Source organism: Rhizobium atlanticum (assembly GCF_030182485.1).
Taxonomy (GTDB): Bacteria; Pseudomonadota; Alphaproteobacteria; order Rhizobiales; family Rhizobiaceae; genus Rhizobium.
Genome location: NZ_JAQJCJ010000009.1, coordinates 51672 through 66239 on the forward strand (window position 1 = coordinate 51672; position 14568 = coordinate 66239).

General features: G+C 60.0%; 12 protein-coding genes and 5 tRNA genes. 8 read left to right on the forward strand and 9 right to left on the reverse strand.

Annotated features, from left to right (window positions below):
• Positions 1 to 513 precede the first annotated feature (513 nt).
• Positions 514 to 590 (reverse strand) — tRNA-Arg (locus PH551_RS14640).
• A gap of 57 nt (positions 591 to 647) precedes the next feature.
• Positions 648 to 953 (reverse strand): ETC complex I subunit, encoded by a 306-nt coding sequence (locus PH551_RS14645; protein ID WP_285193530.1) that lies wholly within the window; start codon positions 951 to 953, stop codon positions 648 to 650.
• Between the two features lie 670 nt (positions 954 to 1623).
• Here PH551_RS14645 and PH551_RS14650 point away from each other — a divergent pair.
• Positions 1624 to 1700: transfer RNA gene (locus PH551_RS14650), tRNA-Pro, on the forward strand.
• Between the two features lie 63 nt (positions 1701 to 1763).
• On the opposite strand, the gene PH551_RS14655 is transcribed toward PH551_RS14650, so the two are convergent.
• Complete coding sequence (locus tag PH551_RS14655) at positions 1764 to 2249, reverse strand: DUF192 domain-containing protein (protein WP_285193531.1); 486 nt, start codon at positions 2247 to 2249, stop codon at positions 1764 to 1766.
• A gap of 1 nt (position 2250) precedes the next feature.
• Entirely contained in the window at positions 2251 to 2829 is a 579-nt protein-coding gene (locus PH551_RS14660) for a cold-shock protein (RefSeq protein WP_064802232.1), read from the reverse strand.
• 194 nt (positions 2830 to 3023) lie between these two features.
• Between PH551_RS14660 and gloA the strand changes: the two genes are divergently transcribed.
• The 5 genes from gloA to PH551_RS14685 all read left to right on the forward strand — a co-directional run bounded on the left by gloA (position 3024) and on the right by PH551_RS14685 (position 5368).
• Entirely contained in the window at positions 3024 to 3464 is a 441-nt protein-coding gene (gloA, locus tag PH551_RS14665; RefSeq protein ID WP_285193532.1) for a lactoylglutathione lyase, read from the forward strand.
• A gap of 165 nt (positions 3465 to 3629) precedes the next feature.
• On the forward strand, positions 3630 to 4697 hold the full coding sequence (locus tag PH551_RS14670) for a YcbK family protein (protein ID WP_285193533.1): 1068 nt from the start codon (positions 3630 to 3632) through the stop codon (positions 4695 to 4697).
• Positions 4698 to 4895: 198 nt separating this feature from the next.
• Positions 4896 to 4970: transfer RNA gene (locus PH551_RS14675), tRNA-Glu, on the forward strand.
• A gap of 75 nt (positions 4971 to 5045) precedes the next feature.
• Positions 5046 to 5120, forward strand: a tRNA-Glu gene (locus PH551_RS14680).
• 173 nt (positions 5121 to 5293) lie between these two features.
• A tRNA-Glu gene (locus PH551_RS14685) sits at positions 5294 to 5368 on the forward strand.
• A 46-nt stretch (positions 5369 to 5414) separates the two neighbouring features.
• On the opposite strand, the gene recJ is transcribed toward PH551_RS14685, so the two are convergent.
• The 5 genes from recJ to PH551_RS14710 form a co-directional block, all read right to left on the reverse strand.
• Positions 5415 to 7217: a single-stranded-DNA-specific exonuclease RecJ gene (recJ, locus tag PH551_RS14690; protein ID WP_285193534.1), complete on the reverse strand. Its 1803-nt coding sequence runs from the start codon at positions 7215 to 7217 to the stop codon at positions 5415 to 5417.
• An 80-nt stretch (positions 7218 to 7297) separates the two neighbouring features.
• Positions 7298 to 7543, reverse strand: a complete 246-nt coding sequence (locus PH551_RS14695) for a hypothetical protein (protein ID WP_097598613.1) — start codon at positions 7541 to 7543, stop codon at positions 7298 to 7300.
• A 215-nt stretch (positions 7544 to 7758) separates the two neighbouring features.
• Positions 7759 to 9084, reverse strand: coding sequence for a homoserine dehydrogenase (locus tag PH551_RS14700; protein WP_097598614.1), 1326 nt, complete (start codon positions 9082 to 9084; stop codon positions 7759 to 7761).
• Positions 9085 to 9146: 62 nt separating this feature from the next.
• Positions 9147 to 10364, reverse strand: coding sequence for an LL-diaminopimelate aminotransferase (locus PH551_RS14705; RefSeq protein ID WP_097598741.1), 1218 nt, complete (start codon positions 10362 to 10364; stop codon positions 9147 to 9149).
• A gap of 222 nt (positions 10365 to 10586) precedes the next feature.
• Positions 10587 to 11000 (reverse strand): hypothetical protein, encoded by a 414-nt coding sequence (locus tag PH551_RS14710; protein ID WP_285193535.1) that lies wholly within the window; start codon positions 10998 to 11000, stop codon positions 10587 to 10589.
• A gap of 146 nt (positions 11001 to 11146) precedes the next feature.
• Here PH551_RS14710 and PH551_RS14715 point away from each other — a divergent pair, with 146 nt between their 5' ends.
• Both PH551_RS14715 and PH551_RS14720 read left to right on the forward strand, forming a co-directional pair.
• Complete coding sequence (locus tag PH551_RS14715; RefSeq protein WP_285193664.1) at positions 11147 to 13015, forward strand: PHA/PHB synthase family protein; 1869 nt, start codon at positions 11147 to 11149, stop codon at positions 13013 to 13015.
• Positions 13016 to 13223: 208 nt separating this feature from the next.
• On the forward strand, positions 13224 to 14558 hold the full coding sequence (locus PH551_RS14720) for a DUF2778 domain-containing protein (RefSeq protein ID WP_285193536.1): 1335 nt from the start codon (positions 13224 to 13226) through the stop codon (positions 14556 to 14558).
• Positions 14559 to 14568: the final 10 nt, after the last annotated feature.

Here is a 14568-nt window from a genome sequence, read left to right on the forward strand (position 1 = left end):
ATTTTTCGACAGCGTCAGCCGGCCTTTCGGGCGCGGCTTTGCGCGAGCTGTTGCCATTCGTCTCTACGATGTTGATGTGGTGGGTTATGCGGTCGGGCGCTCGGATCCAAGATCTCCGTACATTCGTCGAACGAAAGATTGCTGTTGCTCAAAGTAGCACCTCGTGGTGTTGCGAGATGAGTTCGAACAATAATTCCGATCCAGCCGCGTATCCTCCGCTTCCAGAAGCAGTTGGCGGTGTGCAAGCTGCTGATCTTCCGATGAACTTGAGAGCGGTACGAAGCCCACTGGTCAGCGAGATGATGGAGACCCGTGACCGGTCGGTTGGCTTTGCGGCTCCGCCAGATCGCTTTTCCGCTGGTCCGCAAGCGGCAATGCCGCCCCTGTGCGATCCGTTGTCACGACTTGCCCCGCTTCGGCGGGGTTTTTTTGACCGAATACCGCCCCTAAACCATTCCCCAATGAGGGGTGAGCGTCCAGAAAAACAACAAAAACAAACACTTGAAAAGCAGGTGGCGACCCCTGCAGGAATCGAACCTGCGACAACCTGCTTAGAAGGCAGGTGCTCTATCCAGCTGAGCTAAGGGGCCGTCCGGCGGTCACGTTTAAAGAGCGCGACCGAACGCGCCATATGTGGACGAGAAATCTCAATGCGTCCAGGGCTGCGTGCGGGTATAGCGGAAATTATCCGGATAGGCCACAACCTGGCGGACCGGATCCTTCGGCGCGATGACGCGGTATTCGATGCCGTTGCGCTGGGCGTAGGATTCGGCAAGCGCCTGCGTTTCGAAAGTGAGTTTTACCTGCTGGCGCATGTCGCCCGAGGAGGTGTAGCCCATGATCGGATCGATCTTGCGCGGCGACTCCTGATCGAATTCAAGCACCCAGAGATGGGTCTTGGCCTTGCCTGACTGCATGGCGGTCTTAGCAGGACGATAGATCTTGGCAGACATGACTGCGGCATCTCCGAATATGCAGGGACAGAGCGCCCCGCCTTTCATGGTCTCAATCCCGTTGCCGGGTCCTTGCTTCGTCGTTTGCGATAACGCGAAGAGTTGAATTTTGCTTATCCGCGAATCCCCGTTTTTTCAAGAAAAAAGCGGATCGCGACGCCGCTGCCACAGCCACAGCGACGATGCGCCAATGTGTTGGGAAGCAAGGCTTATCGTTAACTCGGGCGGCTCAGCACATTCATCGCTCGTGTCGATTGCCATTCCACCTAAATCCGCAGGCATTGCAGGCGATTGCGCAATATTACCAATTGTCTCATGTTGTGATCACAAGCAGATTGCCGCAGCCGGCCGCGGGCACTAGTTTGCGGCTCAATCGGCTTCAGTGGATGCACGCATGATGAGACGTTCGACAGAGTTCAATGCCATTATGATAGGAGCTGGCATCACCGCTTTCTTCTATGTCGCTATCAGCTATGCCCAATATATCGGCCTCATCGCCCGCGGCTAGGGCTGATCGCCCTGACGTCCAATTGCGCCTCACAGGTAAATTGAAGGCCGACCGGGATTTTCCCCTTGCATCCACAGGCCTGGTGAGAAATCTCCGGCCACAGCTGGATTTATGGGTTGCGACGACGAAGTGAACCGTGTATTCCCGCTGCCAATCACGGCACGGAGTGTAGCGCAGTCTGGTAGCGCATCTGGTTTGGGACCAGAGGGTCGGGAGTTCGAATCTCTCCACTCCGACCATTCAATATCCTGATTTCTTGGATTTCTTGCTGGCCACATCGCACCTCGCGAGCTGGTGCGCCGTCACTTCGCCTTCGTCGTCGTGGCGCTCACGATTCTGTCGCCCGGCTTGATTCCGAATTTGCCGACGATGCCGGCATTGAGTTCGACGACGTATTTCACCGGGCTCATCGAATCGATGATCTCGCGTGAATAGGGTTTTGCGTTTTCCTTGACGTGGCGGATCGTGCCGGTGTCGTCGGCAAAGAGCATGTCGAGCGGCAGGATGGTGTTCTCCATCCACATGGCAACGCGCCGTGTTTGCCCGAAATCGAAAATCATGCCGGCGTCATCAGCCATCGACTTGCGAAACATCAGCCCGCGGGCGCGCTGATCACCGGTGGCGGCGACCTCGACGGTAAAATGCAGCATCTTGCCGGCGGCTGTCTGGATGAGCAGCGGCTCCTTGTCGAACCGCATCTCCTCCTCAGCCAAAGCCGGCAGGGCGACCAAGAAAAAAAGCGCCATGACGGCGCTTCTGATCGCATGAAACAGGCCGATGCCGCGCATGTCAGTGCGACCGGCTTGCCGGGCTCGGAACGTCGGGATGGATCTCTGCTGCCATCAGGCCCTTTTCGCCATCGCCGAAGCGGACGAGGACCACCTGGCCGGGGCGCAGCTCCGTCAGCCCGAAGCGGCGCAGCGTCTCCATGTGCACAAAAATGTCTTCGGTGCCCTCACCGCGCGTCAGGAAGCCGAAGCCCTTGGTACGGTTGAACCACTTGACAAGCGCCCGCTCGAGCCCGCTCGTGGCGGTAACCTGCACGTGGGTGCGCACCGGCGGCAGCTGCGAAGGATGAATGGCGGTCGACTGATCCATCGAGAGGATCTTGAAAGCCTGGTAGCCGCGCTCGCGGCGCTGGACGAGAGCGACGATGCGCGTCCCCTCGAGGATCGTCTGATAGCCGTCGCGACGCAGGCAAGTCACGTGCAGGAGAACATCCTGCATGCCGTTATCAGGCACGATGAAGCCGAAGCCCTTGGCGACGTCGAACCACTTGACGACACCGGTGATTTCAACAAGATCGACCGCTTCCGACGACAGCTCGTCGACATCGGTGTATGCGTTCGATGAAATCCTATCAGCCATTATCGCCAGCCCCTCGAATACGCGTCACACTGTTACGGTTAACTGATTCTTGAAATCAAGATTAACATCTTGGTAACGGATAAGCGCAAGTCCTAGTTTTCGGTTATTCCCAGCTGCACATTTTATAAAGATGACTTGCCCGAAGCTGACCTCGGCTCGCCAAAAAGGCCAGCCCCTATAAAGGAGTAGATAGAATGCGTTATCTTCATACGATGGTTCGCGTCAAAGATCTGGACGCTTCGCTTGCCTTCTATACCACGCTGTTCGGACTGGAGGAGATTCGCCGCCACGAAAACGAGAGGGGCCGCTTTACCCTGGTTTTCCTGGCCGCTCGCGACGATCTCGACCGTGCGCGCAGCGAAAAGGCCCCCTGCCTCGAGCTCACTTACAACTGGGATACGGAGGATTATAGCGGAGGACGCAATTTCGGCCACCTCGCCTATGAGGTGGATGATATTTACGCGATCTGCCAAAAGCTGATGGATAACGGCATTACCATCAACCGGCCGCCGCGCGACGGCAACATGGCCTTCGTGCGCTCGCCCGACGGCATTTCGATCGAAATCCTGCAGAAGGGAAGCCCGCTTCCGGCCGCCGAACCCTGGGCTTCCATGGGCAATACCGGCGCCTGGTAATGGTTTTGGCCGCAAGGCTTTTGCGAAGCTTGCGGCTTTTGCGATTTCGGGTCCGGCCGGCGCCTTGACGCTTGCCGCGATCCGGCCCCGCAGGCAATCTCCCCGTGACTCGAAGCGGAAGATGGCGATATCTCGCCGTTTTCGCATCAACCGGAGACCGATTGCTTGCGTGACCTTGAGATGCGGATGCCCATTACGGGCGCATTGCTGATCGCCACCTCAATGCTGGCGCTTTCCGGCTGCGTATCGAACAAGAAGACGCTCGATTCGGCCGCAGCTGTTCCGGCGACGGCGGCCGCAGCGCCACAGCTTGGCGCAACGGCGCCCGTGAAATCTGCCCCGCGCTCAGTCTATACCGACCCCCGCCTCGTCAATGTCTCCGGCGCCGAGGCCACGCCACAGGTCGTGGCAGGCGATGCGAATGCCGCCGTCCCGCCGGCCGATCCGGCAATGGTGGCGCCTGCCAATATAGGCGGGCTCGTCATGCAGTCGACACGGATCAATGCGCAGGCGATGAGCATCTTTTCGGATCACCAGCCGCCGCCACAGAACAACAGCACGTCCACCGTCATTCAGCCGCAGGCCTATGCGCCCACGGAAGGAGTGGCCCCTACAAAAAGCAGCGTCTACAGCCAGCCGATCATGCCCTCACAACCGGCCGCCCCGGTGCTGCCGCAGCAATCGTCCGAAAATTCCGGCACGCAGCCTGCGCCCCTACAAACAGCCTCGCTGGCGATGGGCGGTATGCCCGCCTCGACGACAAACGCGCTTTACAGCGCACCGAAGCAGAACCTGCTCGGCAGTCTTTCCGGCCTTCTGCACAAAGCCGCCCTACCCGGCATGACACGTGTTGCGCCGAACGGGCTGCACGTCCAGAACGACAATGTCGAGGTCGGCTGCTTCAAACCGGACCTGCTGAAAGTGATCAAGACGGTCGAAAACCATTTCGGCCGGCCTGTCATCGTCACGTCAGGCTATCGCGACGAAGAACATAACCGCCTGGTCGGTGGGGCTGACGAATCGATGCACAAGAGCTGTGAGGCCGCGGACATTCAGATCGACGGCGTCTCCAAGTGGGATATCGCCGCGTATATAAGATCCTTGCCGGATCGCGGCGGGGTCGGCACCTATTGCCACACCGACTCGGTCCACCTCGACACCGGCAAGACCCGGGACTGGAACTGGGGCTGCGGCGGCAAACGGGCGCCCTTAACCACCGCAAGAGCGATCTGACATCGTCGACGCGAAGTTCCCTCACCCGACGTCAGCTGAATTTCACCTGCTTCTGGAAGGCTGTACAAGCCTTTGATTCGCCAGTGCTAATTCTAAATAGTACTGCCACTGGAATATCTGTCATTTTTTTGAAAAAAATCGAATTTGCCGCTTGCGGCTTTCGAATGTGCTGACTATAAGGGCGCCACCACGAAGGAAGCGCCCTTCGTCTATCGGTTAGGACACCAGATTTTCATTCTGGGAAGAGGGGTTCGACTCCCCTAGGGCGTGCCACTTTCTCTCCATACAGAAGCCATCGCATCCGCTTGCAGAAGCTCGCGCGCACGCCTATTTTATCGAGGCTGGCCTGCGCCCTTCGTCTATCGGTTAGGACGACAGATTCTCATTCTGTAAAGAGGGGTTCGACTCCCCTAGGGCGTACCATCGAAATTATGATTGCCGCCAACCACCGATCGGTCTGATATTCCAGCCATCCACCGCCCGTAGCGCCGTGGTTTTCCACAGCTCAAAAAAATCGGCGAAAACTGTGATTTTTTCGCGCCTTGGCGCTTGCGGCTTTCGAAGGTGCTGACTATAAGGGCGCCACCACGAAGGAAGCGCCCTTCGTCTATCGGTTAGGACACCAGATTTTCATTCTGGGAAGAGGGGTTCGACTCCCCTAGGGCGTGCCACTTTCTTCCTTTAATTTTCTCATCCGAGACTCTTTTTCGTGACGTTCTATTTCGCTGGCGCTGCGTCGCAGACGCGCAGCTGGACGCGGCGTGCGCCTTGATAATGTTCGGCGCCGAGCGAGCCTGCGACATGGAGGCTCGCGCCGCGTGAATTGATGAGAAGATTGCCGAGGCCGGTATCGGCGGCGCGAAAGGCGATTCCATCGAGCCGCGACCCGTCCATCGCCTCCAGCGTCACCTTCACATGTTTCTCGCCGACGAGGCGCGCGTCTCGCACCCGATGCGCCGGTACGGCAAAGAGCGGCTGAGCGTGGCCGGAGCCATAGGGACCGGCGGCTTCCAGGCGGTCAATGAGTTCAAGCGTGGCGCCGCTTGCGCCGATTGCGCCATCGATCTTCAATGTCTCGTTGGCGACGAGGCTCGCCACCGTCCTTGCGGCCTTCTCGGTAAAGAAGGTCCTCAACCTGCCGAGATCGGCGCGCTCGACCGTCAGCCCCGCCGCCATGGCATGGCCGCCACCCTTGATGAGGATGCCCTCCTCGACCGCAGCCCGCACCATCCTGCCCATGTCGAAACCATTGATGGAGCGGCCTGAGCCGGTGCCGCGGCCGGAGGGATCGAAAGCGATCGCGAACGCGGGCCGCTTGAATTTCTCCTTCAGCCGCGCGGCGATCAACCCAACGATGCCCGGATGCCACTTCTCATGGGCGGTGACGATGACGGAGGCGCCCTCGCCGTCGCCATATTCGGCCAGCGCCTCCGCTTCCGCCTCCTGCAGCATGATCGCCTCCATCGCCTGACGTTCACGGTTGAGCTCGTCGAGGCGCTGTGCGATCATTTCCGCCTCACCGGCATCATCGAGCGTCAGCAGGCGGCTTCCGAGCGCGGCATCGCCGATCCGTCCACCGGCATTGATGCGCGGGCCGATCAGAAAGCCGAGATGATAGGGGGTCACGGGGCCCGCGAGCCCCGCCTTGCGGAAGAGCGCGGCAAGCCCGGCATTGCTCTGGTGCCGGGCAGCAACCAGCCCCTTCACCACATAGGCGCGGTTGAGCCCCTTCAGCGGCACGACATCGCAGACCGTCGCAAGCGCCACGATGTCAAGCCATTGCAGCAGGTCGAGCGCCAGGATGCGTTTGTTGCCGGCCGCGCGCAACAGCCGCAATGTCGCGACCAGCACCATGAAGACGACGCCGGCTGCGCAAAGATGCCCCTGCCCCGACAGATCGTCTTCACGGTTCGGATTGACGAGCGCATGGCAGGGCGGCAGCTCATGTGTCACCTGGTGGTGATCGATGACGACGACATCGATGTTGCGCGCGGCAGCGGCCGCAAGCGCGTCGTGACTGGTGGAGCCGCAATCGACGGTGACGATCAGCCTGGTGCCATTGTCGATCAGCTGGTTGATCGCCGCTGGATTGGGGCCATAACCTTCAAAGATGCGGTCGGGAATGTAGATGTTCGCCTTGACGCCGAAATGGCTTAGAAAGCGGAACATCAGCGCCGAGGAAGCCGCGCCGTCGACGTCGTAGTCGCCGAAAATCGCCACGCTCTCGCCGCGCTCGATTGCAAGCAAGAGACGGGTTGCCGCCTTCTCGCAATCGGTCAGCGTGTGGGGATCGGGCATCAGGCTGCGGATCGTCGGGTCGAGGAATTCGACCGCTTCGTCAACGGGGACGCCGCGTCCTGCGAGAACGCGGGCGATCAGATCCGGCAGCCCGTGAACCTGCGCCATGGCGAGCGCCCGGTTCTGGCCGGCCTGGTCGAGTCTTGCAACCCAGCGATTGTCGAGTGCGGATTTCTCCACGCCGAGAAACGCGCGCTGTACCGGATCGACGAGATCTGCCATGCCAAACTCCGCTGACTTCATCTGTTCTTTCTACAGGAGCAGCGGAGATAACATAGTGACGGATTTCCAGACACGGATTTTTACCAGAAGATCAGCCAGACGATCACGGCGATGCCGCCGATCTGCACCAACAAGACCGAAAACAGCGTCAGCAGAATGGCCCAGTTGCGGCCTTCCGTATGTTCGTCGTCAAAAGCCTCGTCATGGCTCACTTCACGAATGTCACTGTGCAGCGGCTTGAGGATGTCCGCAAACATCGCAGGGCGGGCTGGCGGCACCTTGCTCGGACTGCCATGCTCTTTTCCGGCGTGGCTGTCCTTGCTCATGAAATGCTCCACGCCGACGACTCACCATCTGTGGTTTTATTTATATCAGTATTTCGGCATTTGGTAATATAGACTTCCGCAAGGGGAGGCTGAACGATTAACAAAAAATCCGCCCTGCCAGAGACAGCGCGGTTCATGCTTCGGAAAACGCTTTAACACTCTGAAGCTGCGCATCGTGCTTTCCGAAAGTCGAATCCGATTTTCGGGCCGACGCGCTAGGCTTCTTCTTTCGGCCGTTCGATACGGATTACCTGCGGCTCGCCGAAGAGATAGCCTTCCGACTTTATCGAAGCGACCGCCCTGCGCACGGACTCCTCCATCGTCGCATGGGTGACGAGAATGATCGTCTGGTGATGCGATGGCGCCAGGTGCTGCGTGGAGCGCTGAACGATCGATTCGAGCGAGATGTGGTTTTCCGCCATGCGGGTGGCGACGCTTGCAAAGACGCCGGTGCGGTCGAGCACAGTCAGGCGGATGAAATATCCGCCCTCGTGGCTCTGCATCTGTGCCTTGCGGTAAGGCTCCAGCGCCTTTGCGGGATGACCGAGCACCGGCACGCGCTGAGCGCCCGGCTGGCTCTTGGCGATATCGGCGATATCGCCAAGCACGGACGAGGCCGTCGCGTTGCCGCCAGCGCCTGGACCGACCATCAGCAGTTCGCCGAGGACGTCGGACTCAATTGCCACCGCATTGGTAACGCCGTCGACTTGGGCGATGACGGAATCGATCGGGACCATGGTCGGGTGTACACGCTGTTCGATGCCGGTCTCGGTGCGCTGGGCAACGCCGAGCAGCTTGATGCGGTAACCGAGTTCGGCCGCGGCGTGGATGTCCTCGATCGAGATATTGGTGATGCCTTCGAGATAGATATCGTCGGCTGCGATGCGATTGCCGAAGGCAAGCGTCGTCAGGATGGCGAGCTTGTGGGCGGTATCGTTGCCCTCGATATCGAAGGCGGGATCGGCTTCAGCATAACCCAGCCGCTGCGCTTCCTTGAGGCATTCGGCGAAGGAAAGCCCCTCCTTCTCCATCTTGGTCAGGATGTAGTTGCAGGTGCCGTTCATGATGCCGTAGATGCGCGAGACGGCGTTACCCGTCAGCGATTCGCGTAGCGCCTTGATGACGGGGATGCCGCCGGCGACCGCCGCCTCGAAATTCAACAACGAGCCCTTCTCTTCCGCGATCGTCGCAAACTCGACGCCGTGATAGGCGAGCAGCGCCTTGTTGGCTGTCACCACATGGAGACCGCGCTGCAGCGCGGCGCGCACCGAGACGTTGGCAGCCCCTTCGGCACCGCCCATCAGTTCGACGAAGACGTCGATATCACCCTTTTCGGCCAGATCCTCAGGCCGATCGAACCAGGTGACGGCAGAAAGGTCGACGCCCCGGTCTCGCGTTTTGTCGCGGGCGGAAACCGCGGTGATCGTAATCGGACGTCCGCAGGTGACGGCAAGCTCGTTGCTTTTCTGCTGAATGATGCGGACAAGCGAGGCGCCAACGGTGCCTAAGCCCGCAATGCCGATTTTGAGGGCATCTGCCATGGATCGATCCTGAAATGTCTGTGTGGCGGCAGCCGCCGAATGCGGCTGCCCAAGAGTTGGAATTAACGGTGGGCGTTCAGCGAGATGACGTTATGCATCGTCTCGTCTGCCGTCGACATGAACTTTTTGATATTGCGCGCAGCCTGACGGATGCGGTGTTCATTCTCGACAAGCGCCAGACGGACATAGTCGTCGCCCATCTCGCCGAATCCGATGCCGGGAGCAACGGCGACGTCGGCCTTCTCGACCAGCAGCTTGGAAAACTCCAGCGAACCGAGATGACGGAACTTTTCCGGAATTTTCGCCCAGGCGAACATGGTGGCTGCCGGCGGCGGCACTTCAAAGCCTGCCTTGCCGAAGCTTTCGACCATGACGTCGCGGCGGCGTTTGTAGACATTGCGCACTTCGGCAATATCGGAGCCGTCGCCATTCAGCGCATGGGTCGCCGCCACCTGGATCGGCGTGAAGGCGCCGTAATCGAGGTAGGATTTGACGCGGGTGAGCGCAGCGATCAGCCGCTCATTGCCGACGGCAAAGCCCATGCGCCAGCCGGGCATGGAGAAGGTCTTCGACATCGAGGTGAACTCGACCGTCACATCCATTGCGCCCGGCACTTCGAGGACCGAAGGCGGCGGAGCGCCGTCGAAATAGATCTCCGAATAGGCAAGGTCGGAGAGCACGATGATGTCATGCTTCTTGGCGAAGGCTACGACGTCCTTGTAGAAATCGAGCGTCGCGACGAACGCCGTCGGGTTCGAGGGATAGTTGAGGATCAGCGCCAGCGGCTTCGGGATTGAGTGCCGAACCGCGCGCTCAAGCGGCGGGAAGAAGGTCTCGTCCGGCTCCACCGACATCGAGCGGATCACGCCGCCGGCCATCAGGAAGCCGAAGGCGTGGATCGGATAGGTGGGATTCGGGCAGAGGATCACGTCGCCGGGCGCGGTGATCGCCTGCGCCATATTGGCGAAGCCTTCCTTGGAGCCGAGGGTGGCGACCACCTGCGTATCCGGGTTGAGCTTGACGCCGAAGCGGCGGGCATAATAGGCGGCCTGGGCGCGGCGCAGACCGGGAATGCCCTTGGAGGAGGAATAACGGTGGGTGCGCGGATCCTGCACGACCTCGCAGAGCTTGTCGACGATCGCCTGGGGAGTGGGAAGGTCAGGGTTTCCCATGCCGAGATCGATGATATCGGCGCCGCCCGCTCGCGCGCTTGCTTTCAAACGGTTGACCTGTTCGAAAACATAAGGCGGCAAACGCCGGACTTTGTGAAACTCTTCCATTTCATTCCCCGTGGAAAGGCGGCATTTCGGGCCGCGGTCGAAGTTCGTTCCGTCTCCCGGCGGCTGCGACACGAACTTCACAATCGCAGCGCCGTATTCATCAGACCCAAGCCAAGCGGCAAATCTTTGACGGAAAGGCCGCACAACCACGCATTATCGGGAAAATCGCATCTTCCGATCCATCCGGAAGGCTTTGCGTCCAAATTGCCTGAAAGGCAAGGCTTATTTGGAAATTTCGGAGAGCGTCTGCGCACCATGTTCGGCGGCGAGGCGGCGCATTTCGGCGACCTTGGCCTGATATTCGGCTTCCGAGATCGCGCCGGCCTTACGCCGGCCGGCAAGCGCGGTCAATTGATGCTGCAGTTCGGCCGCCTGCTCATCGCTCATCTGAACGTTGGCCGCCGTCAGCGGCGCGCCGAAATTCGGATAGCCGTCCGGTGATTTCGTCAGACCGCCTTCAACCGCCTCACCCTTGGTTGCCGGCATGACGACGGCAGTCGGCGCCGCTCGCTTCGCAGCGGCGGCGGCTTTTTCCTCCGCCGTCAGATTGCATCCGGCAAGGACCATCGCCGCCGCTGCGCAGATCAGTGCGGTGCGGTTGAAGGTTGCGATGCGCCGGATGCGGTTCTCGATCATGCCTCAAAATCCAGTTCTGATTGCCTCGACTGTTAAATTTGTCGCAGCCACAAAGCAATAGCACGAGCCGATGCGGGTGGAACTTGTTTTCTCGTTCGGTCACGATGTACAACAAACGGATAAAAAGAGTGCTGCCGCCGGAGGAAATGGTGACCGACAGCAAGCAGGAGAGTGGCGGCCAGAAGAATGGCGACAAGACCGGTTTCGACGCAACCGATCTCGAACCCTATCTGCTGAAGGATCCCGAGACCATGGCGATGAATTTCGCCCGGGCGCTCGAAAATCTCGGCCAGGCCGCCTCGGCTTGGCTTGCGCCGCGCGAACGCGGCGAGATCACCGAAAGCTCCATCGATCCGATGACCGACATGGTCAAGACGCTTTCGAAGGTCAGCGAATACTGGATTTCCGATCCCCGCCGCACCTTCGAGGCGCAGACTCAGCTGATGTCCTCGTTCTTCGGCATCTGGATGCGCTCGATGCAGCGCTTGCAGGGCACGCGTGGGATGCAGGGCGAGTCCCTGCCGCCCGAGCCCGACACCCGCAAGGACAAGCGTTTTTCCGACGAGGATTGGCAGAAAAATCCGTTCTTCGATTTCCTCCGCCAGGTCTATCTCGTCACGAGCGATTGGGTGGACAAGCTGGTGTCGGAGACCGACGGCCTCGACGAACACACCAAGCACAAGGCCGAATTCTACGTGAAGCAGATCACGGCGGCACTTTCGCCGAGCAACTTCATCGCTACCAACCCGCAGCTTTACCGCGAGACCATCGCAACCAACGGCGAAAACCTGGTGCGCGGCATGAAGATGCTCGCCGAGGACATCGCTGCCGGAAACGGCGAGCTTCGCCTTCGACAGACCGACATGACGAAATTCGCTGTCGGCCGTGACATGGCGCTGACACCGGGCAAAGTCATCGCCCAGAACGATATCTGCCAGATCATCCAGTACGAAGCCTCGACCGAAACCGTGCTGAAGCGGCCACTGCTGATCTGCCCCCCCTGGATCAACAAGTTCTATATTCTGGACCTCAACCCTCAGAAATCCTTCATCAAATGGTGCGTAGACCAGGGCCAGACCGTCTTCGTCATATCCTGGGTCAACCCGGATGCGCGTCACGCCGAGAAGGACTGGGGCGCCTATGCCCGGGAAGGCATCGATTTCGCGCTCGAGACGATCGAGAAGGCGACCGGCGAGAAGGACGTCAATGCCGTCGGCTACTGCGTCGGCGGCACGCTGCTGGCCGCGACACTGGCGCTGCACGCCAAGGAGAAGAACCGGCGCATAAAGACCGCGACTCTCTTCACCACTCAGGTCGACTTCACCCATGCCGGCGACCTCAAAGTCTTCGTCGACGAGGAGCAGCTTGCCGCGCTCGAAGAGCATATGAAGGCGGCCGGCTATCTCGACGGCACGAAGATGTCGATGGCCTTCAACATGCTGCGCGCTTCCGAGCTGATCTGGCCTTATTTCGTCAACAGCTACCTCAAGGGTCAGGAGCCCCTGCCCTTCGACCTCTTGTTCTGGAACGCCGATTCGACGCGCATGGCGGCGGCAAACCACGCCTTCTACCTGCGAAACTGCTATCTCCGCAATGCGTTGACGCAGAACGAGATGATCCTCGACGGCAAGCGCGTATCGCTGAAAGATGTGAAGATCCCGATCTACAATCTCGCAACGCGCGAGGACCACATCGCGCCCGCAAAATCGGTCTTCCTCGGCAGTCAGTTCTTCGGCGGCAAGGTGGAATTCGTCGTCACCGGCTCGGGACATATCGCCGGCGTCGTCAACCCGCCCGACAAGAAGAAATACCAATTCTGGACGGGCGGCCCGGCGAAGGGCGACTATGAGACCTGGCTCGAGCGAGCCACCGAGACGCCGGGATCGTGGTGGCCGCATTGGCAGGCCTGGATTGAGACACAGGACAGTAGACGCGTTGCGGCGCGCAAACCCGGCGGCGATGCGCTGAACGCGATCGAAGAAGCACCGGGAAGTTATGTGATGGAACGCACCTGAGACGCCGGCAGGCATCTCTTTTTGAGACATCCCAAGAAACAGCGATATCGCGTAAACAAATTAGAAACCATAATTCGTCATCCTCTCAAAACAGTCGGAAGTGGCAGGCGGCCTAAATTCGGCCCCTTTGCGCCCTTACCGGCCCCGGCGAAGTTTTAGTCAGTCAGTGCCGCCGGCCTGCGTAGCGAGTTTGAAAGACGAGTGTAGTATGGCGTTTGCGGTAGGGACGTTGGATAACGTCGCCCCTCTTGGCGGATCTGCTTTGCGTTCGCACAGATCTCGCGGTTTTCTTTACGGTGTCGTCGGCGCCGGGCTTTTAACCTCAACATGGCTGATCGCGACCTTGGCAACGATGCATTCGGTCGCCGCGCCCTTCTCTCCAGCAGGTAGCCTGGCACAGATCGGCGCCACCCCGAAAGTGGCGTCGTCAACTCGCCTTGAAAGGTTGATCCATGTCGGCAAGGGTGACCGGCTGACTGCCTTCAACGCGAAGCCGAAGATGCCGCTGACGGCAAGTCTCATCCAGGCTCACGCCGAAAATACGGCCGCTGCCGCAACGGCATTGGCGGCTCTTACGAAGAACAATCGGCTCGTCACGGCTGCCGAGCAATCGGCCGTCGCTGCAATTTCCGACAGCGCCAAGTTCCGCAAGGATGATGCGATCGCGCCGCCGGTCGAACTCGCCTCGGCAGAGATTGAAGAAGACGACGGCAACCGCATCATCGTTCCGTCGAAGGAGGCCGTCGCAGCGGCCCAACTCCAGGCGATGCTCGCGCTTGCCGATGCCAACCCCCGGCGGATCGCACCCGCCCCGATCGAGCCAGTCGCCTCTCCCGTCAGGACCGCCTCGGTTCCTGCAACAGAATCCGCTCCGGTGCAGGTCGCAGCGGCAGAGGATCAACCCTTCGATCTCGTCCTGTCACCCGATACAGGTTCCGTGCCGTTACCGATGGCGCGTCCGGACGGACTCATCGGCAAACCGGCGCCGACGGCCAGGGGTGCGCAGCGTTCTGCCGGGCCTGCCCTTGCATATGCCCAGCCAAACTCGCCGATAGAGGACGATGAGGACGATGCCGTGCCGCGCTACGACAAGCCGGTCTTCTCGCCGAAACTGCGGGCAGGTGTCGCGATCTATGATATCGAAAACAGCACCGTCTACTTGCCGAATGGCGAACGGCTGGAGGCTCATTCAGGTCTCGGCAAGATGCGCGACAACCCGCGCTTCGTCGACAAGAAGATGCGCGGACCGACGCCGCCGCATACCTATGTCCTCACGATGCGCGAGGCTCTGTTTCACGGAGTCGAAGCGCTGCGCTTGACACCGGTGGAAGGCTCGGATGCCATCTATGACCGCGTCGGCCTGCTTGCCCACACCTATATGCTCGGCAAGAACGGCGATTCCAATGGCTGCGTTTCCTTCAAGGATTACAAGCGCTTCCTGGCCGCCTACAAGCGTGGCGAGATCAAGCAGCTCGTGGTGGTTCCGCGGCTGAACAACAAGCCGGCTTCGACGCTCGCTTCGCTGTTTTCGTCGCGTAGCTGATTTAGAGCAG